The 24,922-nt window shown below is 68.4% G+C and carries 23 protein-coding genes; 11 read left to right on the forward strand and 12 right to left on the reverse strand.

From position 1 onward, the window contains the following. The 4 genes from IEY71_RS15495 to IEY71_RS15510 form a co-directional block, all read right to left on the reverse strand. A partial coding sequence (locus IEY71_RS15495; protein WP_308426165.1) for a polysaccharide biosynthesis protein occupies positions 1-996 on the reverse strand: 996 nt, incomplete at its 3' end. 39 nt (positions 997-1,035) lie between these two features. Continuing rightward, positions 1,036-2,223 (reverse strand): glycosyltransferase, encoded by a 1,188-nt coding sequence (locus IEY71_RS15500; protein WP_189086276.1) that lies wholly within the window; start codon positions 2,221-2,223, stop codon positions 1,036-1,038. Positions 2,224-2,226: 3 nt separating this feature from the next. Further along, positions 2,227-3,372: a non-hydrolyzing UDP-N-acetylglucosamine 2-epimerase gene (gene wecB / locus IEY71_RS15505; protein ID WP_189086277.1), complete on the reverse strand. Its 1,146-nt coding sequence runs from the start codon at positions 3,370-3,372 to the stop codon at positions 2,227-2,229. Then, entirely contained in the window at positions 3,369-4,460 is a 1,092-nt protein-coding gene (locus IEY71_RS15510) for a polysaccharide biosynthesis C-terminal domain-containing protein (protein ID WP_189086369.1), read from the reverse strand. The genes wecB and IEY71_RS15510 overlap by 4 nt, the downstream gene beginning before the upstream one ends. Before the next feature lie 116 nt (positions 4,461-4,576). Here IEY71_RS15510 and IEY71_RS15515 point away from each other — a divergent pair, with 116 nt between their 5' ends. Genes IEY71_RS15515 through IEY71_RS15525 form a run of 3 tightly spaced genes read left to right on the forward strand, consistent with a single transcriptional unit; the run spans position 4,577 to position 6,794 of the window. Continuing rightward, a complete protein-coding gene (locus tag IEY71_RS15515) occupies positions 4,577-5,314 on the forward strand; it encodes a glycosyltransferase family 2 protein (protein WP_189086278.1) in 738 nt (245 codons plus the stop codon). Further along, a complete protein-coding gene (locus IEY71_RS15520) occupies positions 5,311-5,712 on the forward strand; it encodes a DUF2304 domain-containing protein (RefSeq protein ID WP_189086279.1) in 402 nt (133 codons plus the stop codon). Before IEY71_RS15515 ends, IEY71_RS15520 begins: the two co-directional genes overlap by 4 nt. After that, on the forward strand, positions 5,709-6,794 hold the full coding sequence (locus IEY71_RS15525; RefSeq protein ID WP_189086280.1) for a glycosyltransferase family 4 protein: 1,086 nt from the start codon (positions 5,709-5,711) through the stop codon (positions 6,792-6,794). Before IEY71_RS15520 ends, IEY71_RS15525 begins: the two co-directional genes overlap by 4 nt. Positions 6,795-6,807: 13 nt before the next feature. On the opposite strand, the gene IEY71_RS15530 is transcribed toward IEY71_RS15525, so the two are convergent. The 3 genes from IEY71_RS15530 to IEY71_RS15540 are packed head-to-tail and all read right to left on the reverse strand — an operon-like array spanning position 6,808 to position 9,192. Then, positions 6,808-7,512, reverse strand: coding sequence for a class I SAM-dependent methyltransferase (locus IEY71_RS15530; protein ID WP_229781802.1), 705 nt, complete (start codon positions 7,510-7,512; stop codon positions 6,808-6,810). A gap of 14 nt (positions 7,513-7,526) precedes the next feature. Continuing rightward, positions 7,527-8,270, reverse strand: coding sequence for an ABC transporter ATP-binding protein (locus tag IEY71_RS15535; RefSeq protein ID WP_229781795.1), 744 nt, complete (start codon positions 8,268-8,270; stop codon positions 7,527-7,529). After that, a complete protein-coding gene (locus tag IEY71_RS15540; RefSeq protein ID WP_189086282.1) occupies positions 8,254-9,192 on the reverse strand; it encodes an ABC transporter permease in 939 nt (312 codons plus the stop codon). The genes IEY71_RS15535 and IEY71_RS15540 overlap by 17 nt, the downstream gene beginning before the upstream one ends. A gap of 71 nt (positions 9,193-9,263) precedes the next feature. Here IEY71_RS15540 and IEY71_RS15545 point away from each other — a divergent pair, with 71 nt between their 5' ends. Beyond that, positions 9,264-10,709, forward strand: coding sequence for a LicD family protein (locus tag IEY71_RS15545; RefSeq protein WP_189086283.1), 1,446 nt, complete (start codon positions 9,264-9,266; stop codon positions 10,707-10,709). 53 nt (positions 10,710-10,762) lie between these two features. After that, positions 10,763-10,978, forward strand: coding sequence for a hypothetical protein (locus tag IEY71_RS15550; RefSeq protein WP_189086284.1), 216 nt, complete (start codon positions 10,763-10,765; stop codon positions 10,976-10,978). 27 nt (positions 10,979-11,005) lie between these two features. Here the strand turns inward: IEY71_RS15550 and IEY71_RS15555 are convergent, their stop codons facing one another. From IEY71_RS15555 to IEY71_RS15565, 3 genes are read right to left on the reverse strand one after another with little or no spacing between them, the layout of a single operon-like run. Continuing rightward, positions 11,006-12,292, reverse strand: a complete 1,287-nt coding sequence (locus IEY71_RS15555) for an O-antigen ligase family protein (RefSeq protein ID WP_189086285.1) — start codon at positions 12,290-12,292, stop codon at positions 11,006-11,008. 16 nt (positions 12,293-12,308) lie between these two features. Continuing rightward, positions 12,309-13,670, reverse strand: a complete 1,362-nt coding sequence (locus IEY71_RS15560; RefSeq protein WP_189086286.1) for an O-antigen ligase family protein — start codon at positions 13,668-13,670, stop codon at positions 12,309-12,311. A gap of 23 nt (positions 13,671-13,693) precedes the next feature. Continuing rightward, positions 13,694-15,106: a bifunctional cytidylyltransferase/SDR family oxidoreductase gene (locus IEY71_RS15565; protein ID WP_189086287.1), complete on the reverse strand. Its 1,413-nt coding sequence runs from the start codon at positions 15,104-15,106 to the stop codon at positions 13,694-13,696. A gap of 82 nt (positions 15,107-15,188) precedes the next feature. Between IEY71_RS15565 and IEY71_RS15570 the strand changes: the two genes are divergently transcribed. After that, positions 15,189-18,338 carry a CDP-glycerol glycerophosphotransferase family protein gene (locus IEY71_RS15570; protein WP_189086288.1) on the forward strand — a complete coding sequence of 1,050 codons (3,150 nt, stop codon included), beginning with the start codon at positions 15,189-15,191 and terminating at the stop codon, positions 18,336-18,338. A gap of 55 nt (positions 18,339-18,393) precedes the next feature. Then, a complete protein-coding gene (locus tag IEY71_RS15575) occupies positions 18,394-19,491 on the forward strand; it encodes a glycosyltransferase family 2 protein (RefSeq protein WP_189086289.1) in 1,098 nt (365 codons plus the stop codon). On the opposite strand, the gene IEY71_RS15580 is transcribed toward IEY71_RS15575, so the two are convergent. Next, on the reverse strand, positions 19,488-20,669 hold the full coding sequence (locus IEY71_RS15580; RefSeq protein WP_189086290.1) for an acyl-CoA dehydrogenase family protein: 1,182 nt from the start codon (positions 20,667-20,669) through the stop codon (positions 19,488-19,490). The two genes, IEY71_RS15575 and IEY71_RS15580, sit on opposite strands and share 4 nt — an antisense overlap. A 104-nt stretch (positions 20,670-20,773) precedes the next feature. On the opposite strand from IEY71_RS15580, the gene manA reads away from it, so the two are divergent. Then, positions 20,774-22,021: a mannose-6-phosphate isomerase, class I gene (manA, locus tag IEY71_RS15585; RefSeq protein ID WP_189086291.1), complete on the forward strand. Its 1,248-nt coding sequence runs from the start codon at positions 20,774-20,776 to the stop codon at positions 22,019-22,021. A 12-nt stretch (positions 22,022-22,033) separates the two neighbouring features. On the opposite strand, the gene IEY71_RS15590 is transcribed toward manA, so the two are convergent. Next, positions 22,034-23,002 carry a GlxA family transcriptional regulator gene (locus IEY71_RS15590; protein ID WP_189086292.1) on the reverse strand — a complete coding sequence of 323 codons (969 nt, stop codon included), beginning with the start codon at positions 23,000-23,002 and terminating at the stop codon, positions 22,034-22,036. Between the two features lie 84 nt (positions 23,003-23,086). On the opposite strand from IEY71_RS15590, the gene IEY71_RS15595 reads away from it, so the two are divergent. The 3 genes from IEY71_RS15595 to IEY71_RS15605 all read left to right on the forward strand — a co-directional run bounded on the left by IEY71_RS15595 (position 23,087) and on the right by IEY71_RS15605 (position 24,794). Next, a complete protein-coding gene (locus IEY71_RS15595; RefSeq protein ID WP_189086293.1) occupies positions 23,087-23,236 on the forward strand; it encodes a hypothetical protein in 150 nt (49 codons plus the stop codon). Between the two features lie 60 nt (positions 23,237-23,296). Next, complete coding sequence (galE, locus tag IEY71_RS15600) at positions 23,297-24,259, forward strand: UDP-glucose 4-epimerase GalE (protein WP_189086294.1); 963 nt, start codon at positions 23,297-23,299, stop codon at positions 24,257-24,259. Between the two features lie 214 nt (positions 24,260-24,473). After that, positions 24,474-24,794 carry a WhiB family transcriptional regulator gene (locus IEY71_RS15605; protein ID WP_189086295.1) on the forward strand — a complete coding sequence of 107 codons (321 nt, stop codon included), beginning with the start codon at positions 24,474-24,476 and terminating at the stop codon, positions 24,792-24,794. The last annotated feature ends 128 nt before the right edge of the window (positions 24,795-24,922 follow it).

Consider the following 24,922-nt stretch of genomic DNA (forward strand, 5'->3'; position numbering starts at 1 on the left):
CTCCTCGACGCCCGCAACGTCGAGACGCTGCGTGTTGTGCGAGGTGTAGGCGTCATCGTCACCCGCGGCAAGCTTCGTTCCTTCATCGACGAACGGCTTGTAGTCGAGCGTGCGGCTGTCGAGCGGGACTCGGAAGTACCCGCCGCGGTCCTCGGCGAGGGCACGCTCCTCGGAACTCAGGAGCGACTCGTAGAGCTTCTCACCGTGCCGGGAGCCGATCACCTGGACTTCCGGCTCACCGTAGCCGAGCAGCCGGGAAACGGCTCGGAGGAGCGTCTCGACGGTGCTCGCCGGAGCCTTCCGCACGAAGAGATCACCGGGTGAGGCCTCGCTGAACGCGTAGCGGACGAGGTCGACCGACTCGGCGAGGGACATCAGGAAGCGGGTCATGTTCGGATCAGTCACCGTCAACGGCCGACCGGCCTCGAGCTGCGAGACGAAGAGCGGGATCACAGAGCCGCGCGAGTACATGACGTTGCCGTACCGGGTGACGGAGATGACCGTGTCGGAGTCCAGGTTGTTCCTCGCGATCGACATCGCCGTCTTCTCCATGAGCGCCTTGCTCATCCCCATCGCGTTGATCGGGTAGACGGCCTTGTCGGTGCTCAGACAAACGACTGACTTCACACCGTGTTCGATCGAAGCGTGCAGCACGTTTGCACTTCCCTGCACGTTCGTCGCCACCGCCTCGAGCGGGAAGAACTCGCACGACGGAACCTGCTTGAGGGCCGCCGCGTGGAACACGAGATCGGTGCCGCGCACGACCTGGTCGACGCTCCGCTCGTTGCGGACGTCTCCGATGTGGAAGCGGAGCCGCGAGTCGTTGAGCGCGTGGCGCATCGCGTCCTGCTTGGCTTCGTCGCGGCTGAAGATGCGAACCTCAGCGGCGCCCTCGGCGAGGACGAACTTCGCCATCGTCGATCCGAAGGAGCCGGTGCCGCCGGTGATGGTCACCGTGGAGTCTTTGATCTGCCTGTGCGTCATGCGCCTTTCCATACCCTGCGGCTCGTGTGTGCTGACATCGACCTCGCCATGCTAGTCGATGGACCGGAGGGTCTCCTCGAAGCCGCTGACCGATGCGGCCTCCGAGAAGGTGCGCAGCGCGGTATCGCGCTGGCGCTCGACGATGCCCCGGCGATGTTCCGTCGGGGTGTCGAGCAGCGCCAGCGCCTCGGCGGCGACCGCGGCCGGTTCCGCCGCCCAGGTCACGCCGGCGTCGTCGCCGAGGATGCCGACGATGCCGTGGAGCGCCGTGGAGACGACGGGGACGCCCGCTGCCATGTACTGGAGAACCTTGTGAGGGAGCGCGACGTGCGTCACGAGCTCCGGTCGGAACGGGTTGATCGCCACGTCGGCGAGGCGCAGATAGCCGGGAAGCTGCGCGTACGGGACGACCCCGGTGAAGACGACCCGGTCGCCGAGGCTCTCCCGCTCGACGATGCGTCGAAGTTCGGGCTCGAGCTCGCCTCCGCCGACCAGGACGACTCTGAGCCGTGGCCGTCGTGCGAACTCGGGCACGAGCGCCTCGAGCACGGTGTCCAGGCCGGAGAACTCGAAGAAGGTTCCCATGTAGAGGAGCACTTCGTCGTCTTCGCGGAGCCCGATGGTGCTGCGATCGATCCGAACCCCCTCATCGGCGAAGTGGCTCAGGTCGACCGGCGGCAGGTCGACCTGCGTCGGACCGGTCCGACCGGAGGCCTCCACGCAATAGTCGGCCATAGCGGGGTTGTTGGCGGAGAGCAACGAGGCGTTGCGGTACACGTAGTGCTCGGCCCGCCGGATGAGGGGGGCGACGGGGGTGCGTCGGATGAGGTGGGAGACGTCGAGTGCGCGGAACACCACGGGGACGCCGAACCGCTTCGCGAATGCCACGGTCTGCCACCCGGTGGTCGGCACGGCGTAGAGCACGATGACGTCGTAGCCGCCGTCTCGGATCTCACGACGGAGCCCGGGTACGTCGATGACCGGTGCGAGGTACCGATCGAGGCCGCCGCCTCCGAGGTGGGGCGGCGTGATGAGCTCCAGATTCGCGTCGGGGTGCACGCGTCCTCGCACGCGCTCTCGTGTCGTCCGGAGCGATGGTGCGCTGCGCTCGCCGCTCGCCTCTGGGAAGTGATAGAAGGACACCTCATGCCCCCGGAGCGCGAGCAGCTCCGGGAACTCGTGCATCTCGAAGATCACCTTCTCGAGATAGTTGACCTCGTGGACGAAGAGGATGCGCATCGCTCAGTCGACCGCCGGCATCCGGATGCCGGCGCGGCGGTGATGCGTCTTCGCGGTCGATCGGATGAAGTTCACGACTCTGCGGGAGGTGTCGTCGATGTCGTACTCCCACGGAGTCGCGGCCGGGCCGTCCTGGTCGAACTCCTCGAGCGTGAGAGCGATGGCGCCGAGGACGTCCTCGCTCGAGGTTCCGGACGTGATGGTCACTCCCGTGTCGATCGCCTCCGGGCGTTCGATCGCATCTCTGACGGAGATCGCCGGGAACCCGAGGATGGAGGACTCTTCGCTGATGGTGCCGCTGTCTGAGAGCACGAGCTTCGCCGATTTCTGCAGTCGCACGTAGTCGTGGAAGCCGAACGGCGGGTGGAAGACGATGCCCTCCTTCAGCTCGTCCGGCTGAGCTTCGAGGCGCTTGCGCGTGCGAGGGTGGGTCGACACCAGCACGGGCAGTCCGTACTGCTGCCGGACGGCGAGCAGCGAGTTGAGGACCGCTTCGAGGCGCGCCGGATCGTCCACGTTCTCCTCGCGGTGAAGGCTCACCAGGAAGTATCCGCGTTCTTCGAGCGACATCCGGTCGAGCACCTCGCTCGCATCGATCGCCTCGGCGTTGCGCTCGAGCACCTCGCGCATCGGTGATCCCGTGAGCAGGATCCTGGACGGGTGGATACCTTCGCCGAGCAGGTTGCGGCGTGCGTGCTCCGTATAGACCAGGTTGTAGTCGGACACGTGATCGACGAGCTTGCGGTTCACCTCCTCCGGCACGTTTTCGTCGAAGCAGCGGTTGCCGGCCTCCATGTGGTACACGGGGACCTTCAGCCGGCGGGCCATGAGCGCGGAGATGCAGCTGTTCGTGTCGCCGAGCACCACCATGGCATCGGGGCGTTCCTCGATCAGCACACGTTCGATGCCGCTCAGCACGGTTCCGAGCACGGTTCCGAGCGAACTCGTGTCGGCGTTCAAGAAGTGATCGGGCCGGCGAAGGCCGAGGTCCTCGAAGAAGACCTCGTTGAGCTCGTAGTCGTAGTTCTGACCGGTGTGCACGAGCACATGCTCGGTCGATCGGTCGAGGCGGTCGATCGTCGCGGCGAGCCGGATGATCTCCGGGCGGGTTCCGACGACGGTCAGGACTTTCAGCTTGGCTGCATTCATGGCTGTACTTTCTCCGCGTAGGTGTCGGGGTTGCTGGGATCGAACACTTCGTTGATCCAGAACGCGGTGTAGAGCGCCTCCGCCCCGGTGTTCGTGATGTCGTGCGACCACATGGTCGGCATGTCGACCGCTGTGGGCTCGTCTCCTCGGACATGGAACTCGACGACCTCGTCGTGGAAGAGTCGCCGCATCGAGATGGTCGCTTCGCCGGAGAGCACGATGAAGCGCTCGATCTTGCGCCGGTGGTAGTGCTCGCCCCGCGTCACTCCCGGCACAGTCGTCGAGAAGGAGGACTGCCCCCCGCCGCCGGCCACTCGGACGAGTTCGAAGAACGAGCCCCGCGCATCGGCGTGGCGCTGGAGCGGGATGGTCGGGCGGGCATCGAACGAGGCCGCGCGATACGTATTGAAGAGGTCTCGGCGGAACGGGCTCGAGAGATCGGGAATCGTTCCGTCCGCGTACGCGGACGCGATGCTCCGCAGCTCATCGAGGACCTCGCGCACCGTCGCCACCGTCTCGTGCTGCGACGCGTCGCTGGTGCCGAGCAGGACGTCCGCGGCGTCCTGCGCGTGCAGCAGCGTCAGTGCACGATCGCCATCGACCCGGGGCTCCTCGCCGACGGCGAGCTGATGCGCGAAGGTCGCAACAACGGAGTTGTAGAAAGGTCGGCCGTGCTCGCCGAACAAGTTCGGGAGGAGAACCGAGCGGAAGTCGATCCCTGAGCGATCAGCCGCTTCCGAGAGGATGCCGGACGCGAGCGCCTTGCCCCGTCCGTAGGGGGTCGGCGAACCTGCCTGGATCGAGTTGGCGACGACGAGCCGCGCAGGCCTGTTCCCGGCACGGGCGATCGCCTCTGCGAGCTGGCGCGCGAAGCGCTCGTTGCCGAACTCGACCTCCTCGTCGCTCCCGCGATTCACACCGGCGAGGTGGATCACCTCATCGGAATCCGAGAGGGCCGCAGCGGCTGACGAGAGGTCGAAGCCGTCGCCCAGGGGAATGGGAATCGTCTCGATGCCGGCCGATGCGGCCGCGCACCGGACATGCCAGCCGAGAAAGCCTCTCGCTCCGGTGAGCGCGATCTTCGCCATATCGTTCCAATCACTGTCCGCGCGGGCGATCCGAGAGATCACTGTACCCTCTCGGCTTGCGTGTCCCGCCTGGCCGTCGGCGATCCGGCGGGGTGGGAGTTGGTAGGATCGGCTCCGTGAACGCAGCTCTGAACCGTACGTTGATCGTGCTCCCTGCGTTCAACGAAGAAGCCTCCGTTGCGAAGGTCGTCCGTGAGATCGAGGCGGTGCTCCCCGGGGTCCGCTGCGTCGTCATCGACGACGGGTCGAGCGATCGCACTGCGCAGGCTGCGGCTGCTGCGGGCGCCGAGGTCCTTCGCCTCCCGTTCAACCTCGGCGTCGGAGGCGCGATGCGACTCGGGTTCCGCTACGCGCTCGCGAACGGCTTCGACAACGTGGTGCAGATCGACGCCGACGGCCAGCATGATCCGGCGGCGGTCCCCGCCCTGCTCGACGAACTCGAGACGGCCGATGTGGTCATGGGGGCGAGGTTCGCCGGCGTCGGCGACTATGAGGTGCGTGGGCCGAGGAAGTGGGCGATGCGGGTGCTGGCGGTCGTGCTGAGCCGCGTCGCTCGAGCGAAGCTCACCGATACGACGTCGGGGTTCCGTGCGTCGGGTCCGAAAGCGGTGCGGCTGTTCGCGGCGCACTATCCGGCTGAGTACCTCGGCGACACCATCGAGGCCCTCGTGATCGCTGGGCGCAGCGGCTGCGTCGTCCGCCAGGTCCCGGTGGAGATGCGGGTGCGAACGGGCGGAACGCCTTCGCACAACCCGTGGAAGTCCACCGTCTACCTCGGTCGTGCCGGTATCGCGCTCATCTTCGCGCTGATCCGCCCGAAGTCCACCCTCCGAGTCGGGACGGCCACCCCGTGAGCCCGGTCAGCTATCTGTTCGGGGTCGTCGCGGCCCTGGCGGTCTTCCTGCTCGTCGTCGAGATGCTGCGCCGCCGTCGCTTGCGGGAGCGACACGCACTGTGGTGGCTGATCGCCGGGGTGCTCGCACTCGTCGTCGGCCTGTTCCCCGGACTCCTCGACTGGGCTGCGAAACTGCTCGGCGTCGGCCAGCCGACGAACCTCGTCTTCTTCGTCAGTATCGCGATCCTGGTGATGATCTGCCTTCAGCACAGCTCGGAGCTCACCGTGGTCGAGAACAAGACCAGGACGCTCGCCGAGCACGTCGCCATGCAGAACGAGCGTATCCAGCGGCTCGAGGCAGCTCTCGACGCCGCCGAGGACGGCAGGAACGGCGGCCGCGCTGAGGGCGCTCGATGAGCGCTGAGCCTCCGGTGCTCGTCACGCTCTCGATGCTCACCCTCGCCCCCGGGAATCACGGTGGCGGCGAGGTCTACGCGAAGGAGCTCTGCGCGCGGCTTCCCCTGCTCGAATCCGCCCAGGCGGAGGTCCTGCTGCCCCGAGGCGCGCGAGGGTGGAACGGTGGGCTTGCCGAACGGGTGCTCAGAGTGCAGGCGCGCTCGGGCACGGTGCCCCGGCTCCTCAGCATGCTCGGGGTCTGGTTCGCCGGTCGAAGTGTCCGCCGTACCATTGACGAGGCCGCCGTCGTCCACTATCCGCTGACGATCCCGTTGCCGGGTGCCGGTGCACGACGGAGCGTGGTCACGCTCGCCGACATGCAGCACCGCGATCTGCCTGCGCTGTTCAGCCCCGCCGAACGGCTCTTCCGCAGATTCGCCTACGACCGCGCTGCGCAGCGCGCCGACGCGGTCGTGACGGTCAGCGAGTTCACGAAGGAGCGCATTCACCATCACCTCGGGGTGCCGCTCGATCGGATCCACGTCGCGTACCTGGGTGTCGACGCCGAGCGATTCTCGCCGAACTTCGGCGCTCGTGAACCCTTCATCTACTACCCGGCCCGTGCGTGGGCGCACAAGAATCATGCGCGGTTGTTCGAGGCCTTCCGCCTGCTGCGCGAGCGCCGCCCGGAGCTCCGCCTCGTCCTGACCGGCGGAGACACTGCGAAGCTCCATCCGCTGCCCGAGGGCGTCGAGGTGCTGGGACATGTGACGGAGGCGAGGCTCGCCGAGCTCTACCGCACCGCGAGCGCTGTCGTATTCCCGAGTCTCTACGAGGGGTTCGGTCTCCCGGTGCTCGAGGCGATGGCGTCCGGATGCCCGGTCGCGGCATCCGACCGAGCCTCGTTGCCGGAGATCTGCGGGGATGCGGCCGAACTCTTCGATCCGACCGATCCGGTCTCGATCGCCGAGGGTGTCGAGCGTGCGATCCGCCGTTCGGAGGAGCTGGCCGCTCGAGGGGTAAGCCGCGCGTCCAGCTTCAGCTGGGACGCGTGCGTCGCGGCTCATCTGCCCGCGTACCGCGGGCACGCCGCCGCACGCTAGAAGCGGGCAGGCGTCACGACGCGCGGCGCAGTACGACGACCACGCTCGACGACGAGAGCACGACCCGCAGCCCGGGGAAGAACATGGCTTTCGCGACGCCGGCGCCGATCCGGATCGCGACACCGGCCGTGATCAGGTGCAGCCCGTGGATCAGCGACGTCCGGAAGCCGCGTCGGGTCCCTCCACGGACTCGCTCGATCACGAGGCCGCACCGGCTGGCGTAGTACTCCATCTTGAGGATGCCGATCGCGTTCACATGGGTGACGTCGCCGTACTGGAACGGGTTGCCGATCCAACTGTCGGCATTGGGGAATCGCAGCACGATCAAGCCGTCGCGGCGAACCTTGTCCGCGAGCAGCCCAAGGAACTCGACGCTCAGCTCGGGCGGGATGTGCTCGAAGACGTCGAAGGCGGCGACGAGGTCGAAGTCCTCGTCCGGAAGGGCGGGCAAGGCGTCGGCGGCGTGCGCTGAGAACCCGGCCGCGTTCGCCGCGTCCACGAGCTCTGGAAGCAGCTCGGTGCCGCTCATCCGCCAGCCGCGTCGACGGCCGAACCCGAGGAACTCGCCGTTGCCGAAGCCGATCTCGAGCACATCGAGCGGTCGCCGGATCCGGGCCGCCTCTCGCACTTCACGCCGGTAGTAGGCGTCGTCGCCGCGCCTGGGCGCGCCGAAGCTGTCCTGGCTCCATCCCTTCCAATCGAGATACCCGTCGACCATGCGGACCACGCCGCTCAGCGGCTGCTCTGCTCCAGCTGGCGCGCGGCCTCGTCGATCGGCCCGTCGAAGGTGATCTCGCCGCGCCGCAGCACGATGCCCCGTTCGCAGAGCTGCTTGACCATACCGATGTCGTGGCTCACGACGAGCATCGTCTTGCGCTGCGCCGAGAGCTCTCGGATCTTCTGCTTGCACTTCTCGCGGAACGGTGCGTCGCCCACGGCGAGGACCTCGTCCACGAGCAGGATGTCGAGTTCCGCGTGGATCGCGACCGAGAAGGCGAGCCGAACGAACATGCCCGAAGAATAGTGCTTCACCTCGGTGTCGATGAACTCGCCGATCTCCGAGAACGCGACGATGTCATCGAACCGCTCGTCGATCTCGGGCTTCGACATTCCGAGGATGGCAGCGTTGAGATACACGTTGTCGCGTCCGGTCAGATCCGGGTGGAACCCGGCCCCGACTTCGATCAGACCTGCGACGCGTCCCCTGGTGAGCACGCGCCCCTGATCCGGTCGCAGGACACCCGAGATGAGCTTCAGGGTGGTCGACTTGCCAGAGCCGTTCAGACCGAGCAATGCGACCGATTCGCCCTCGCCGATGCGGATGTCCACGTCGGTGAGAGCTTGGAATGTCGATCGAGTGGGCTTGCGCTTGATCCAGGCGATGAAGAGCTCTTTGAAGGACTGAGTGTGATTCAGCGTGAAGCGTTTGCTGACACCGTCGACGATGATGCGCGGCTGTTCAGAGATCTTGCGCAAACCGACCCTCGAACTTCCTGAAGACGAGCTGACCGATGAGGAGGAAGAGCGCCGCGATGACCATCCCGACTGTTGCGAGCAGCCACAGATTCTCAGGACGCTCCGGCGAGGTGACCGTGGTCGGGTACCAGAACGCGGAGTGGAACAGCTCGACGGCGCTGGTCAGAGGGTTCGCCATGTAGAGCTCGAACAGCCACTGGGGGAGTTTGTCCCGGACGAGCGTGAAGGAGTAGAGCACCGGAGCCGACCAGGTCGAGAAGAGCAGGATGATCTCGACGACGTTCTGGGCGTCGCGGAATGAGACGTTCACCGATCCGAAGAGGAGGCCGAGTCCGAGCGCGAGCACCAGGACCAGGATCAGTGCGACGAAGACCCCCGCGATCTGCACCGCCGTCGGTGCCCACCCGTTCAAGAGGACGACCACGAGGAGAATCGCGAGCTGGGGCAGGAAATGGACGAACGCGATGAATACATCGGCGACCGGGAAGAGCTCGCGAGGCAGATAGATCTTCTTCACCAGCGGTGCGTTGTTGACGATCGATTTCGTCGCGTTGCCGAAAGCCTCGTTGAAGAGGTTGATGACGATGATCCCCGAGAACAGGTAGATCGGGAAGCCCTCGATGCCCCGATTGAGGTCGAGGAAGACGCCGAGCACCACGTAGAAGATCGCGAACTGCGCGGCGGGCTTCACATACGACCAGGTCCAGCCGAGCACCGAACCGTGGTAGCGCGTCTGCGTCCCTTTGCGAATGAGGAGGCGAAGCAGGTAGCGATACCGGAAGACGTCCAGGATTCCTCGGCCGGCACCGGGAACGCTGAAGCCGCTCAGGTCCTCGGCCGGGGTCGATCTCGTCACTCGCACGATTGTACTTGGGCTGGCGCGCCAATCCGTCACCCGGGCGCGCAAGGCGCGTCCGATCATGGAAGAATGGCGGCACGTGCCCCCGCACGCGATCGAAAGCGAAGAGACCCCTGCCCTTCACCGTTCCAGTTGTGCGACGCATCGACGCGGACGCACAGTCGATCCGAGTCGTGATCGAGCCCGGGGCCCCCGGCGGCAGCTTCGACGTGCTCATCGACGGCCATCGCGTCTGGTCGGTCGTCGTCGATCCCGTGAGGGATGCTGCTGGTGCGGGCCAGCGTTTCGATTGGCCGTCGGCGCTCGCGCAGCGCTTGCGAGGTCAGGCTCAGGTCGAGGTCCGGCCATCGAACGGTGGCGCGCCGGGCGCCGCGGTGGAGGCCCGGTTCTCCGACGACGACGGCGGGCCCGAGCTGACCGACCAGCACGGTCAGCGGCTGTCGGTGAACAAATGGGGGGATCTCGCGGTCGCCATCGAGGGGCGCGCGTCCGGATTCGCCGCGCGTCTGCTCGACCATGCGAGCCGGCTCGTCGAGGACGTCCGCGGCGCCGGGATCGACCTCTTCCTCTGCAGCGGCTCGCTCCTCGGGGCGCTTCGCGGCGGCGTCCTGCTCGCGCACGACGACGACATCGACTTCGGGTTCGTCGCACCGACCGGGCACCCCGCAGACCTCAACCTGCTCAGCTATCGGATGGAACGGGCGCTGCTCGAGCTCGGCTACACGGTCGTCCGGCACAGTGGAGCGCACCTTCAGCTCTACTTCGGGGCGGAGGAACCATCCGCGCCTCGCTTCTATCTGGACATCTTCACCGGGTACTTCCGCGACGGCGAGTACCACCAGCCGTTCGCCATGCGTGGCACGATGCGCCGAGAGGCGATCCTTCCCCTGGGCACGACGAACCTCGAGGGGCGGCTCTTCCCCGCGCCCGCCTCCCCGGACGCATGGCTCGCGCTCTGCTACGGGCCGGGGTGGCGCGAGCCGGACCCGGGGTTCCGGTTCGATACACCGTTGAGCACTCGTCGACGGTTCGACGCCTGGTTCGGCTCATTCAACCATCGGCGCGATTACTGGGAGTCCGTCTTCCGCGGCGCCGCGATCGCGGAACCGGACCGCCGGCTGCTTGCCCTGCTCCGGCAGCTGGGCGGTCCCGTGTACGACGTCGGCGCGGGCACGTCGGGGCTCGCCTCCGCGCTCATCCGCCGAAGCGGCACGGCGGTGGCGCTCGACTATGCGCTCGAAGCACTCGCGATCCAGCGAGCGGCCGGAGTGCCCACCCGCTCTCTCAACCTGTACGACCGGCGCCAGGTGCTCGAGTTCGGGGTCGAGCTGGCCGGGAGCGGGGCGACCGTCGTGCTGAGCGACGTCCTCTCGGACCTTTCGGACGACGGGCTCACGAATGCTCGCCTGCTGGTCGATGCCGTCGTCAGCGGCGGTGGGGTCGTGGTGCTCGCGGAGCGAGACCCGGCGAACGCACAGGTGCTCGACGGAATCGCGACGGATCGCGCTGCAGTGGAGCGGCGCAATGACGAAAACGTCGACAGCCGGATTCTCCGGCCGAAAGGGAAGGACACGCGATGAGACGTGCGATCGGCCGAATGCTCAGGGCACTGGCCCCCCGCACGGCGGAAGGGATGACGGAGCTCGCCGAGATCCGGAGCCGCTACGGTGGTGTGCTGGTCGAGATCGAGCGGCTTCGAGCGGAGAACGTCGAGCTTCGCGAGGATCTGGGGCAGTTGGTGGCGAGGCTCGACGAGGCGTCGGGCGAGATCGACGAGCTCCGCCGTGACGCCCCGCGGATCGCCGAGCTCTACGACCTCGTCTTCGAGCGGCTCGCCGAGCGGCGCTGACGCTCGCCGAGGACCGGCCGGGCGCGCTCAGCCGCCGGCGGCCGATCTGGCCTGCGCGAGCGCGTCCCGCCAGCTCATGTCACGCGCGGCCTTCACGGCGCACACGACGAGCAGCATCCAGCCGCCCTCGAGCAGCGCGAAGCTCTCGGCGAAGCTCGTCACGACGAGGACGACGAGCATGAGTGCCGGCCAGGTGTACACGACGCTCCGCCGCGTCGACGCCAGCAGCCACGAACGGGCCAGGGCGATCCCGAGCAGGGCGACGAAGAGGACGGCGCCGATGACGCCGACCTGGAAGTAGGCGTCGATATAGGCGCTGAGCGCCGACCCGTGCGGACGGCCCGTGGCGAGTTCGATCCAGGTGTAGGGGATCCGGTCGGGCCAGGGTCCGACGAAGCCCCAGCCCTGCAGCGGATTCTGATTGAGGTAGCGGGAGAGCTCCCGCCAGACGTCGAGACGGACGTCGAACTCGGCTCGTGCGTCGAGGATCTCGATGATCCGGATGCGCAGCAGCCAGGCGGAGATGATGCCGATGATGCCGATGCCGAGCAGCGCCGCTTGCCAATTCCACCGGGTCGCTGGGGCAGCTCGTCGCAGCCCGTACAGGGCCAGGGCCGCGACGAGGGCCGCGCCGAGCGCGATCCAGGTCGTCGGCGAGCCGGTGAGCAGGAGCGAGATCCCGGCGATGACGACGGAGGCGATCGCCCGCCCGCGTTGCACGCTCTTCGTGCGCCATTCGATGACGAAGGTCAGCAGCGCGATGAGGGCGACGAAGCCGAGCAGGTTGCGGGAGCCGAACACCCCCTGGATCGGGCCGAGCGACGCGATGTCCCCCTCGATGCCGAGGAACACGATGGGGAGGTCGAGGAGGACGCCGGACAGCACCTCGAGTGCGAGCGAGACGACGAGCAGGAAGCGGAGGACGTCCCCGAACGCGCGGACGATCTGGATGGTGTCGCGCATGAGCGCCACGTAGATCCCGAGCACCGTGAACGCGACCAGGTAGGCGACTCCGGCGGCGCTCCGCGCCGGCGTCGCGCTCCAGATCACCGAGGCCGCGCACCAGCCGACGAAGACGAGGATCGTGAGCGGAAGGATGCCGTACCACTCGACCGCGCGCCACCTGGCGACGAGCGAGACGCCGCAGAGCGCGATGAGCGCCGTGAGCGCGGCCAGAAGACCGGGCCAGCCGATGAGGCTCCGGACGGCGTGCGTCGAGAAGGCGAGGCCGACCGCGATCAGCGTGAGCGCCTGCGCGAGGCGGGCGGAGCCCGCGAACTCGCGCAGCGCGGCGACGGCCGAGCCTCCGGTCATCGGCGAGCGCTCCGGGTCATGCGTCAGCCTCGGGCGGCAGCCGGTGGGCTGGAACGGGCGGCGCCTCGGCCGGCATCGGCTCCGGCAGCCACTGACCGCGCTTGGTCGACCACGCGATGACGACGAGGAGCGCCAGCCCGCCTTCGACGAGCAGCCGGCTCTCGGCGAAGCTCTGCCCGATCAGGGCGACGAGCAGGAGCAGCGGGGCGAGAGAAGCGGCCGTGTGCCGGAGACGGTGGCCGACTGCGTCCATCGGTGGATCGACCGCCAGGAACCAACTGCGCCAGAGCGCACCGATCACGATGGAGGCGAAGGCGAGCAGGCCGAGCACGCCGAGCTGCATCCACACGTCGAGCCAGGCGTCGTGCGCCTGCAGATAGGTGACCCCCTTCCGCACCGCGAGGTCTTCGAACTGGGGCACCCACGGCATCCAGTAGCCGATCCAGCCCCAGCCGAACCACGGTCGTTCCAGGGCCATTCCGAGGACCGCGTTCCAGATGTCCAGGCGGCCGGTGAGATCCTCGCCCTTGCCGAACACCCGGAGCAGGAGATCCCAGCCGGCGACGAGGGCGGCCACCCCGGCGAGCAGGGCCGCGAGGGCCGTCACGTAGACGCGTCGACGGCGTTCGGGGCCCACCCGGCGCGCCCAGACCGCGAAGCCGAGCGCGACGGCGACCAGCAGCCCGGCGAGGATCACCGTCGCGGAACGGGTGAGCGCGAGGGTGAGCAGGGCGACGACGAGCCAGGTGATGCCGGACCCGCGACGGACGCTGCCCGCAGCGAGCATGGTGGCGAACAGGATGACCGCGAGCAGCGCGACCATCGCGAGGAGGTTGCGGCTCGCCACGATGCCCTCGATCGGGCCGCCGCCGAGCAGGAGTCCGCGCGACCAGTAGAACGCCATCGGCAGCTTCTCACCGGTGACCTCGAAGTCGGGGAAGTTCGGCAGGACCGGACCGCGGACGATGAGCGCGACCCAGAGCTCGAAGAGGAGGGAGAGGGCGAGGATCCACTTCAGGGCGGCCGCGAGCGCCCGTGCGATGCGATTCCAGCTCAGCGCGGTCGCGAGCGAGACGCCGACGAACATGGTGACGAGCGCGAGCGCGACCCCGAGCGCTGAGGACCCGGGGTAGGCGGACCAGGCGATCGAGGCTGTGGCGATGAGCGCGAACACGAGCGTGGACTTCGGCACACGCCGCCAGCTCCAGGCCGGTCGCTGCGAGAGGAGGAGCCAGACGCCGCCGGCGACGACGAGGAGCGCGATCGCCCCGAAGCCCCACCAGCCGAGCAGGTTCCGCCAGAACTGCCCGGCGAACAGCGTGAAGAATGCGAAGGTCGCGTACGCGCCCACGAGAGTGTCGCGACGGGCCGGGGTCATGCGGACCAGGGTAGCGCGGCGGATCACCCGGCCGAGGCGCGCCGCACGGATGCGGCGGTCTTCGGTTGCACTCGCACGTCGACCACCTGGCCGGTGAGGCCGGAGGCGAGCACCTCGAGCGACACCCGGGCGACCTCGTCCGGGTCGAGCAGCGTTCCCGCCGGCTCCTCTCCGAACGCCTGTACGCGCATCGGCGTCCTGGTGCGCTGCGGGTTGATGCAGTTCACCGAGACGCCCGCCTCGGCCCATTCGTCTGCGAGCGCCTGCGACAGGTTGACGACTCCCGCCTTCGTCGCCGAGTACATGCTGTACCCGGCCCGGCCGCGCGTGTACGAGCTCGACGTGAACAGCAGGAGCTGACCGTGCGACGCCTCGAGGTACGGATAGGCCTCCTGGGCGATTTTGGCAGGTCCGACCAGGTTCGTCTCGACCGTCCGACGGAGGCGCTTCTTCGAGGTTCGCGTCAGCTCGGACATCGTGAGCACGCCGGCGGTGACCACGACGTAGTCGATCGGCGCGCTGCGCGCCGCCTCGGCCAGCGCTCTGCGCACCGCTTTCCGGGAATTGACGTCGGTTCCGCTGCCGCTGCGGCTGAAGGCGTGCACCAGCGCGCCCGCTGCGCGAGCGCGGTCGGCGATCGCCGCACCGATTCCGTAGCTGCCGCCGAAGATGACGACGGACCGCCCGGTGAGGTCGGGGGGCGCCGACTCCGAAGGTTCCGCGGCGAACGAGGCGGACTGGAGCTGGAAGATCTTGTCGGCGATGTGGAGATCGAGCGGCTCGGTGACCTTCATGTTCTCGGCCGTGCCCTCGACGACCTTGATCGCGACCTCGGGCAGATACGTGAAAACGACGCCGCAATCGTCGGTGGCGGCGAAGTCGGGGTCGCCGGCTGCCAGTTCGTAAGCGCGGCGGATGACGGGAAGCCGGAATCCCTGCGGGGTCTGCCCTCGACGGAGCACCGCGCGCTTCGGGATGCTCGTGATCACCGAGTCGGCGTCGACCTCGATGATCGTGTCGGCCGAGGGGATCGCGGTGTCGACCGCGTCATAGGAGTCGAGGGCGGCAATGCAGTCGTCGAGGATGCGGTCGTCGAGGAACGGCCGGACTGCGTCGTGGAAGAGCACCTTCGCGTCGACATCCGGGATCGCGGCCAGGGCCGCCCGCGTGCTGTCGTTTCTCGTCTCGCCGCCCGGGATGATGGCGGAGAGCTTCGTGAAGCGCGGATCGGCCCGGAGGTGATCGAGTTCGTGGATCGCGCCGGCGTTCATCACGACGAGGATCTCGTCGATCGTCGCGTGCTGCTCGAGCCGTTCGAGGGTGTGCTCGACGATCGCCTTGCCGGCGATCCGGATGAGCTGCTTGGGCATGCCGAGGCCGACACGAGTCCCGACTCCTCCGGCGAGCACGACGGCGATCACTCGGTCGGCTCTCATCATTGGGATCCCTCTCGGACTCGTTCATCGAATGTTCAAGCCCCTAGACTAGGGGAGAGCCGGGGGCAGAAAGTGGAGTATCTTGTCGCAAATTGTGCGTGATCGGCGGGTTTGGCTGTTCAATTCCGCGGATTTCTCCGGCAACCCAAAGTGGCTCTTCACCTTCGTGACCCGATTCCGTCCGGATATCGAGGCGTACTGGATCACAGACTCGCCACAAATCGCCCGCAGGGTTCGCGATTTGGGATTCCAAGCCGTCGGCTTCAAAGGGGAGCGAAGCCAGCGTCTCCAGGCTCGGGCTGGCGTCTTCGTCGTCAACCAAGTCAAAGAACGCATCCCCGAAGCAATGCGGGGAATCGTGCTGCTCAACCTGTGGCACGGCGTCGGGGTGAAGCGCGTCGAGCGGGAGATGAGCACCGGTCTGTTGCTGCCGCGCATTGCCGCGAAGTACATCCGCAACAACAAGGCGTACCGCGACACCCAGCTCTTCCTGGTGACCTCCGAGATGATGGAGGAGCACTTCGAGCGGCAGATCGGATTCTCCGAGGACCAGATCATCCGTGGCGGCTACCCCCAGAACATCTACCCCAGACTCCACGGCCCGATCGCCAGCTACGACCACGACCTCCTGGGCGCCAAAGGGCTCGCTCCAGACACGCGGATCGTCCTGTACGCCCCCACCTACCGGCTGAGCGGCAACAGCGGCTTCATGCTCAGGGCGCTCCCCGATCTCGATCTCGTCGTCGAAGCGCTCGAGCGGAACAATCAGCTCCTGATCCTCAAGATGCACCCGCAGCTGCTCGGCGATCGGGCGTTCGTCGAGTTGCGCGCCCGCTATGGGCATCATCCGCGGCTCCTCTTCTGGGACAACGCGCTCGACGTGTACGAGGTCTTCGGTCAGATCGACACCGCGATCATCGACTACTCATCGATCCACTACGACCTCATCGCTGCGGGAGTCGACTCCTTCATCCGGTACGCCTACGATCTCGACTCGCCGGCAGCCCTGGAACCAGGCTTCGACTATCTCGACTCCTCCTGCGGCACCCTGGTCGAAGGCTTCGACGAACTGCTCGTCGCGCTCGGATCCGACAATCGAGTACCCGATGCGCAACTCGAGGAGCTGCGACGGCGGTTCTGGTCCTACGACGACGACGAAACGCTCGAGCGGATCGTCGAGCACGCGCTCGCCTATGAGATCCGAGACGAACAGCTCCCGACCCTCTACAGCTTCGACGTGTTCGATACGCTCATCCATCGGCGCGCCGTTGCGCCGGTCGCGATCTTCCACGCCGTGCGTCAGGAGATCCAGCGTGCGGGCAGCGCGTTTCCGCCGTTTCTTGCGCAGCACTTCGTGGAGATTCGCCAGCAGAGTGAGTTCGCAGTGCGGGAGGGGCGCCGGAAGGACCCCCTTCTCGCCGAGGCGGGCGAGTTCGAGATCACCTTCGAGGCCATCTACGACCGGATCGCGAGGGTGTTCGATCTCACACAGGACCAGGTGGCCAGCCTCATTGCATGGGAGATCGACTACGAGCTGCGCAACGTGGTCCCGGCCGTCGCGCGCGTCGAGGAGGTCAGGGCGCTTGTCGCCGCGGGCGAACGCGTGATCCTGATCAGCGACATGTATCTGCCGCGGGAGGTTATCCAGCGGATGCTGGCGAGCGCGGACCCTCTCCTGGCGGGGCTGCCGCTCTACCTCTCGAGCGAGTTCGGGGTCGAGAAGGCGACGAAGCAGCTCTATGTGCGCGCCTTCGTCGATGTGGGCTATGAGTTCGGGCGCTGGGTGCACACCGGTGACAACGCGCATACCGACGTCAGGATGGCGTCTCAGCTCGGTATCTCCACAGTTGCGCTCGAGACCCCGCGGCTCGACGAGTTCGAGCGGGCGTTGACTCGCACGATCGGTTCATATGACGGCTTCCTTCTGGCCGGAATGCTCCGAGAGCGTCGGCTGGCCGGTGCGACACCGGAGGAGCTCTTCGTCTTCCGCATCGTCGCGCTCTACCTGGTGCCCTACGTGCTCTGGCTGGTCATGGACGCGGTCGCCCGAGGGTATCGGACACTGTATTTCGTCTCGCGCGACGGGTACCTGCTGCGCTTCATCGCTGATGCGTGCATCCGGAGTCTGGGACTCGATCTGAAGACGCAGTACCTCTTCGGTTCGCGCCGTGCATGGCGGTTGGCGTCCCAGCTCGACGGGATCGACGACGACACGTTCTCTCCGCACGGCAGCTTCGGAGGCATCCGCACCTTCGACGCTCTGGTCGAGGCGTCACGGCTCGACGAAGCCGAACTGCTTGCGATGTTCCCGGAGTTCGATCGCTTCCGACGCGCGCGCCGTTTCGACGTGGCCGAGGCAGCTGGCATCGTGGAGGCGCTTCGTGCGTCGTCAGAGTACCGGGGAAGGCTCGCGGCGATCGCGCGCCAGGACCGAGAGCTCGTCACGGCGTATCTCGCTCAGGAGATCGATTTCGACGAGCCATTCGCGTTCGTCGAATACTGGGGGCGCGGATACACCCAGGACTGCCTCGTCCGGCTCTTCGGGACGATGGGGGTCGACGACGGCGCGCCGTTCTACTACGCGCGCAGCATCTACCCGCCCAAGGAATCGTCCGAACGGCACAACTACACCTCCGCGTCGTACTCGCTGCTGATGGTCGAGTCCATCTTCGGGAATCTGCCCTACGGCACCACTGAGGGGTACGAGAGGGTGGACGGGCGGATCGAACCACGGACCTCCCCGCGGCCTCACAACGCCGCGCTGCTCGAGGCCGCTGAGCGAGTGCTACCGGAGTTCACGGAACAGTTCCTCGCGCTCCCGGTGCTGGATCGCCCGCAGCTGGCGCGAGACGCCTTCCGCTTCGGCTTCGAGCACTACCGGGCGAATCCCACGTTCAAGGACTACCTCGAGCTCATCGCACCGCTTCGCTACTCGGTGGAACTCGGCGGATCCGAACGAGAGTTCGCCCCCCGTCTGCGCGTCCGTGATGTCGTCGCGTACCTCCGCGGAAAGCCGGTCGGCGAGATCACGCGCTCGTTCCCGATGAGCATGCATCGTTCGCGAGGGCTCGGACCCCTCCTGTTCACGCTCCAACGGAAGGTGGGATTCCGCCGACGGGTGAAGCGCATCTGGTTCGGATTCGTCGCTCGGTTGCCCAAGAGACGGTTCGTTCCGCAGATCGGCCCGAACCCACCCGTCGGCGCACGGCCCGCGGTGCCCGAAACGGACTAATCCAGCTCTTCCAGGCGAGCGCGCTCCGAGCCGCCCTCTGCGGTACGCTGCCCGGGTGCTGAACCCGATCGGCCGTCCACCCGGTGCAGCCCTCACCGGCCTGGCCCTGCGAGGCTACGCGCTGCGCGGACGGCTGATGGCGACGGGCGGGACGGCGACGATGGCGGGTCGGGTCGACATCGTGATGCCGGCGCATGACGTCGCAGCGTTCATCGACGAAGCCATCCGCTCGGTGCTCGCACAGGACCGCTGGCGGCTCCGGCTCTACGTGCTCGACGATGCCTCCATCGATGACACCGCGGCACGGGTGCGACGCTGGGCGCGACGCGACCCTCGCGTCACGCTCGTCCAGGTCGAGCACCACGACGTGAACGCCACACGGAACGAGGGGATCGCGCTCGGCGACGGCGAGTACTTGACCTTCCTCGACGCCGACGACGTGCTGCGCCCCGGTGCCCTCCGGGATCTGGTGGCGAGTCTCGAATCGACCGGCTCAGACTTCGCCGTGGGCTCCTACGACCGCCTCGTCGGTGGGCGACGGGTCGCACCGGCCCCCTGGATCGACACCGCCCACGCGGTGGCGCGGCCGGCGACCGCGCTCGCCGACTTCCCGGACATCATGGTGAACGCCGTGCAGTGGACGAAGCTCTACCGTCGCTCGTTCTGGAACGCCGCTGGCCTCCGGTTTCCGCTCGGCGGGCACTTCCAGGACCAGCTCGTGAGCGCCCGGGCCTACGCTCGGGCGACGTCGTTCGATGTGCTCGCCCGGCGGACCGTCGACTGGCGGATCCGCGACGACGGCAGCTCGATGACCCAGCAGGGTGCTCGCGCTGCTGCGGTGCGCGATCGATTCACGTCCGCGATCGGCGCCCTCGACGTCCTCGAAAGGGAGGCGGGTGCGGGCGTGAGCGACCGCCGCGCGGCGCAGTTCCTCTCGAACGATGCGGCGATTGCGGCGTCGGAGCTGCGGCGGATGGACGAGGCGGCATTCGCCGCGCTGCGCACCGGACTGAGCGCTCTCGTCGAACGCGCGGGCGCACAGGTGCTCGGGGAGGTTCCCCAGCGGACGAGAGCGCTGTTCGACCTCGTCCTCGCGGACGATCAGGCCGAGGCGATCGCCTGGCTCGACCGGCGCGAAGCGGCCGACGCCTAGACGAACGCCGCCTCGCCCGTGATGGTGCGACCGACGATGAGGGTGTTCATCTCGCGGGTGCCCTCGTAGGAGTAGAGCGCCTCGGCGTCGGCGAAGTAGCGGGCGACGCCGTAGTCGAGCACGATGCCGTTGCCGCCGAGCGTCTCGCGCGCCCAGGCCACCGTCTCGCGCATCCGTGCGGTGGCGTAGGCCTTCGCGAGGGCGGAGTGCTCGTCGCGCTGGGTGCCGGCGTCGAGCATCTGCGAGACCCGCACGACCATGGCGAGCGAGGCGGTGATGTTCCCGAGTCCGTTCACGAGGTGCTCCTGGATGAGCTGGTGCGCGGCGATCGGCTTGCCGAACTGCTCGCGCTCCGTCGCGTAGGCGACGGCCGCCTCGTATGCGCCGATCGCGGTGCCGACGGCCGCCCAGGCGACCTCGGCACGGGTCTGGCGGAGGATCGCGGCGGTGTCCCGGAACGAGTTCGCGTTCTGCAGCCGCAGCGCCTCGGGCACGCGGACGTCGCGCAGCTCGATGTCGGCGTTCTGCACCGGTCGCAGGCTGATCTTGCCCTCGATCTTCGTCGCGGTGTAGCCGGGGGTGGAGGTCGGCACGATGAAGCCCTTGACCTGGCCGTCGGCCTCGTCCTTCGCCCAGATGATCGTCACATCGGAGAACGTGGCGTTGCCGATCCAGCGCTTCCGGCCGTTCAGCACCCACTCGTCGCCCTCGCGCCGCGCCGTGGTGCGCAGGCCCCTCGCCGAGTCGGAGCCGGAGAGCGGCTCGGTGAGGCCGAAGGAGCCGATGATCTCGGCGGAGGCGAGCTTGGGGATCCACTCCGCACGCTGCTCGGCGGAGCCGGCGACGGCGATCGAGCCGGCGGCCAGACCGTTCTGCACGCCGACGAAGGTGCTGACCGAGGCGTCGATGCGGGCGAGTTCGAGGGCCACGAAGCCGCGGAACACCGCCGAGTTCTCGAAGGGCTTGGTCTCGTCCCAGGCGAACGACAGCACGCCGAGCTCGGCGAGCGGCTTCACGATCTCGGTCGGGAACTCGGCGCGCTCCCAGTAGCCGCCGATGATGGGCTGCACCTCCCGCTCGCCCCAGGCCCGGATGGCCATGACGGCCTCCTGCTCGCGATCGCTGAGGAGGGCCTCGGCGTAGCCGTAGAAGTCGCTCGAGAGGGGCGCGAAGGTCATGACTGCTCCAATGCGGGTCGGATGCCCCGAGCCTAGGACTCCGCGTCGGGGCATCCGAAGCCGTTGGTAGTTTGGAGCCAAGCCGCGAAAGGAACTGCGCCGAGATGTTCGTCAGGATCGACAACGAGCCCAGGGACTACGCCTGGGGCGACCGCGAGCTGATCGCGGGCTTCCGCGGCCGGGAGGCGAGCGGCGGGCCCGAGGCGGAGCTCTGGCTCGGTGCGCACCCCGGCTCGCCGTCCCGCATCCTGGACGCCGAGCCGCCGTTCGACGAGCTCGCGAGCTGGATCGCCGCCGAGCCCGAGCGCGCGCTCGGCGCCGAGGTCTCGCAGCGCTTCGCCGACGAGGGGACGCCCCGGCTGCCGTTCCTGCTGAAGCTGCTCGCCGCCGGCGGCCCCCTGTCGCTGCAGGCGCACCCGACGACGGAACGCGCACGGCTCGGCTTCGCCAAGGAGGAGTCGGCGGGCCTGCCCGTCGACGCCTACGACCGCAACTACCGCGACCGCTTCCACAAGCCGGAGCTCGTCGTCGCGCTCAGCGAGACGTTCGACGCGCTCTCCGGCTTCCGGCCGCTCGAGGAGGTCGCCGGGGTGGTGGAGGCCCTGCGCGCCGCCGATGCCGCCTCGGCCGACCCGCAGCCCGGGGCGATCGAGCTGCTCGCCGCACGCCTCGACGCCGAGGGGCTCGAGGGGGCGGTCGAGTGGCTGCTCACCGACGGCCGTGGCGGCGACACGGGGGAGTCCGCGTGGCTCGTCGAGCGCGTGGTCGCGCTCGCCGGGGCGGATGCCGCCCTCGCCTCGCCGTACGCGGCGTCGTTCCGCACGGTCACGGCGCTCGCCGACGCCTACCCGGGCGATCCGGGCATCGTCATCTCGCTGCTGCTGAATCGTGTGCGCCTCGCGCGCGGCGAGTCGCTGTTCCTCGCCGCGGGCAACATCCACGCCTACCTCGGCGGCCTCGGCATCGAGCTGATGGCCGCGAGCGACAACGTGCTCCGCGGCGGACTGACCCCGAAGCACATCGATGTGGCCGAACTCGTCGAGGTGCTCGACTTCACGCCGATGCCCCCGCCCCGACTCGCGCCGGAGCCGACTGCGCCCGGGGTGCTGAGCTTCCGGCCGCCGGTGCCCGACTTCGTGCTGCACCGGCTCGAGGCGGGCGACGCGGGACCGCAGCCGGAGGTGGCCCTCGACGGGCCCGCCATCGTGCTCGCCGAGGGCGGGACGGTGCGGGTCACGGGTGCGCGGGGCTCGGTGGAGCTGGCGCGCGGCGACGTCGCGTTCGTCACGCCGGACGAAGGCGTGCTGCGCCTCGAGCGCCCCGGCGTCCTCTGGGTCGCGACGACGGGCTGAGGCCGCCGCCGCTCAGCCGGCGAGCTCGACCGGCTCGCGCCGTCCGAACAGCCGCCGGTAGGCCGTCGGCGTCGTCTGGAGGACCTTCACGAAGTGGTGCCGCATCACTGCGGCGGCGCCGAAGCCGCACTCCCGCGCGATCTCTTCGAGGCTCAGGCCGGTCTCCTCCAGGAGCTGCTGCGCGCGCAGCAGGCGCTGGCGGTTGAGCCACGCGTTCGGCGTCGTGCCCGTCTCGGCGCGGAAGCGCCGCGCGAAGGTGCGCGGCGACATGAGCGCCTTCCTGGCGAGCCGGTCGACGGTGAGCTCCTCGTCGAGGTGCTCGAGCATCCAGGCCGTGACGGTCGCGAAGGAGTCGCTCTTGCACTCGACGACCGGCGTCTGGATGAACTGCGACTGGCCGCCGTCGCGCTGCGGGGGCACGACCATCCGACGGGCGACGATGTTCGCGGCGCTCGCGCCGAGCTCGGTGCGCACGATGTGCAGCGCCGCGTCGATGCCGGCTGCGGTGCCGGCGCCCGTGACGACGAGGCCGTCCTGCACGAACAGCACGTCCGGATCGACCTCCGTCCGAGGGAAGGCGGCCGCGAGGCGGTCGGTGTACATCCAGTGCGTCGTCGAACGGCGGCCGTCGAGGACCCCGGCCTGTCCCAGGATGAACGCGCCGGAGCAGACGGACAGCACCCAGGCGCCGCGGTCGACCGCTTCGCGGATCACCGCGAGCACCCGCTCGTCGGCGTCCTGATCGATGAGCGCGGCGGGCACGGCGACGAGATCGGCCGTGCGGGCCGCGTCGAGCCCCTCGTGCACCACGACGTCGAAGCCGAGCTTCGTCGGGATCGGCCCCGGCTCGGCCGCGACGACGTGGAAGTCGAACTCGGGGCCGCCGTGCTCGCGCCGGTCGATGCCGAACACTTCGCAGATGACGCCGAACTCGAACGGCGCCATGTGCGGCACGGCGATGCAGGCGATGGATCGGAGCATGGGCACCTCGCGTGGCAGGAACTGGTGGAATCGTGGCAATGCTGCCACTTTCGGCAGCTTCTCACAAGTCATAGATTTCCTGCCATGACCACGATCCTGCTCCTGATTCTCGCCGGCCTCGCCGTCTGGGGCGTGGTGGCGACCCTGCTCCGCCTCGACTCCGACGGATACGGCCGACCGGAGATCCGCGACCGCGTGCGGCACGCCCAGCACGAGCCGATCTCCAGCCGTTAGCATCGTCGAGGCGGCGGCCGGACCGGCCGCCGCGTCGAGGTGCTGCGGAGGGAACGACGGATGAGCTGGATGGTCACTGGGGGAGCGGGGTACATCGGGGCGCACGTGGTGCGGGCGTTCCAGGCGAAGGGCATCGACGTCGTCGTGCTCGACGATCTGTCCTCCGGCCGCCGCGGCTTCGTGGCCGACGGCGTCGACTTCGTGCACGGCTCGATCCTCGACGGCGCCCTCCTCGAGAGCGTCTTCGCCCGTCACGACGTGCGCGGCGTCGTGCACCTCGCCGGCTTCAAGTACGCGGGCGTCTCGGTGCAGCGGCCGCTGCACACCTACCAGCAGAACGTCACCGGCACCGCGACGCTGCTCGCCGCGATGGAGGCGGCGAACGTCGCCCGGATCGTGTTCTCGTCGAGCGCCGCCGTCTACGGCACCCCGGACGTCGACCTCGTCACCGAGGAGACCGCGAAGCACCCGCAGTCGCCGTACGGCGAGTCGAAGCTGATCGGCGAATGGCTCCTCGCCGACCAGGCCGCAGCTACCGGCCTGGCTCACACGAGCCTGCGCTACTTCAACGTCGTGGGCTCCGGGACGCCGGAGATCTTCGACGTGAGCCCGCACAACCTCTTCCCCCTCGTCTTCGACGCGCTGCTCGACGGACGCACGCCGAAGGTAAACGGCGACGACTACGCGACGCCCGACGGGACCTGCGTGCGCGACTACATCCACGTCGCCGACCTCGCCGCGGCGCACGTCGTGGCGGCCGAGCGGCTCGAGGCGGGCGAGCCCGTCGCCCCCGTCTACAACCTCGGCTCGGGTGACGGTGTCTCCGTTGCGGAGATCATGTCGGCGGTCGCGAAGGTCACCGGGATCGACTTCGTCCCCGAGTCCGCGCCGCGGCGGCCCGGCGATCCCGCGCGGATCGTGGCCTCCGGGGAGCTCGCCGCGCGCGATCTCGACTGGCGGATGCGGCACTCGCTCGAGGACATGGTGCGGAGCGCGTGGGAGGCGCGACGCGCCGCCGCCTGAGGTTCCGGCCAGGAGCGTCGTGCCCCCAGAGCGGGGGACGGGATCACAACTCCGGAACGACTCCGGCGTGTCGCGGCGAGGCGGAAGCCTCCAGCCCTGCTTGAGGGTTTACGATCTGCGACTTGACTCGCTCGAATTACACCGCTGTAATTGGTCGTGACGCGGTCCCCGGATCCTCGGGAGCGGCGGGCGGTACAACTGGGTGGGAGACGATATGGCAATTCCTGAATATCGTTCTGGAGTACCTGACGACTGGTTCATCGATCCGGTGCGGCTGGGAGTCCCGGGGGTGCGTCCAACGACGGACGACGACAACCCCCTGGCATGGCAGAGCGACGCGCTGTGCGCGCAGACCGACCCGGAGGCGTTCTTCCCCGAGAAGGGCGGATCGACCCGGGACGCGAAGAAGATCTGCACTGGCTGCGAGGTCCGTGCGCAGTGCCTCGAGTACGCGCTGTCGAACGACGAACGGTTCGGGATCTGGGGCGGGCTCTCCGAGCGAGAACGACGAAAGCTCCGCAAGCGAGCGGTGTAGCGAGACCGGCGAGACGAACGAAGGCCCGTGCGACGCACGGGCCTTCGTCGTGCGAGCGGGCGGACGGATGCCCCGGCGGGCCGGCGCGCGGATCGGCGGCACGCCCGCCGATGGCACCGGCTGGTGGC

The sequence above is a fragment of the Agromyces mediolanus genome, from assembly GCF_014648575.1.
Lineage (GTDB): Bacteria > Actinomycetota > Actinomycetes > Actinomycetales > Microbacteriaceae > Agromyces > Agromyces mediolanus.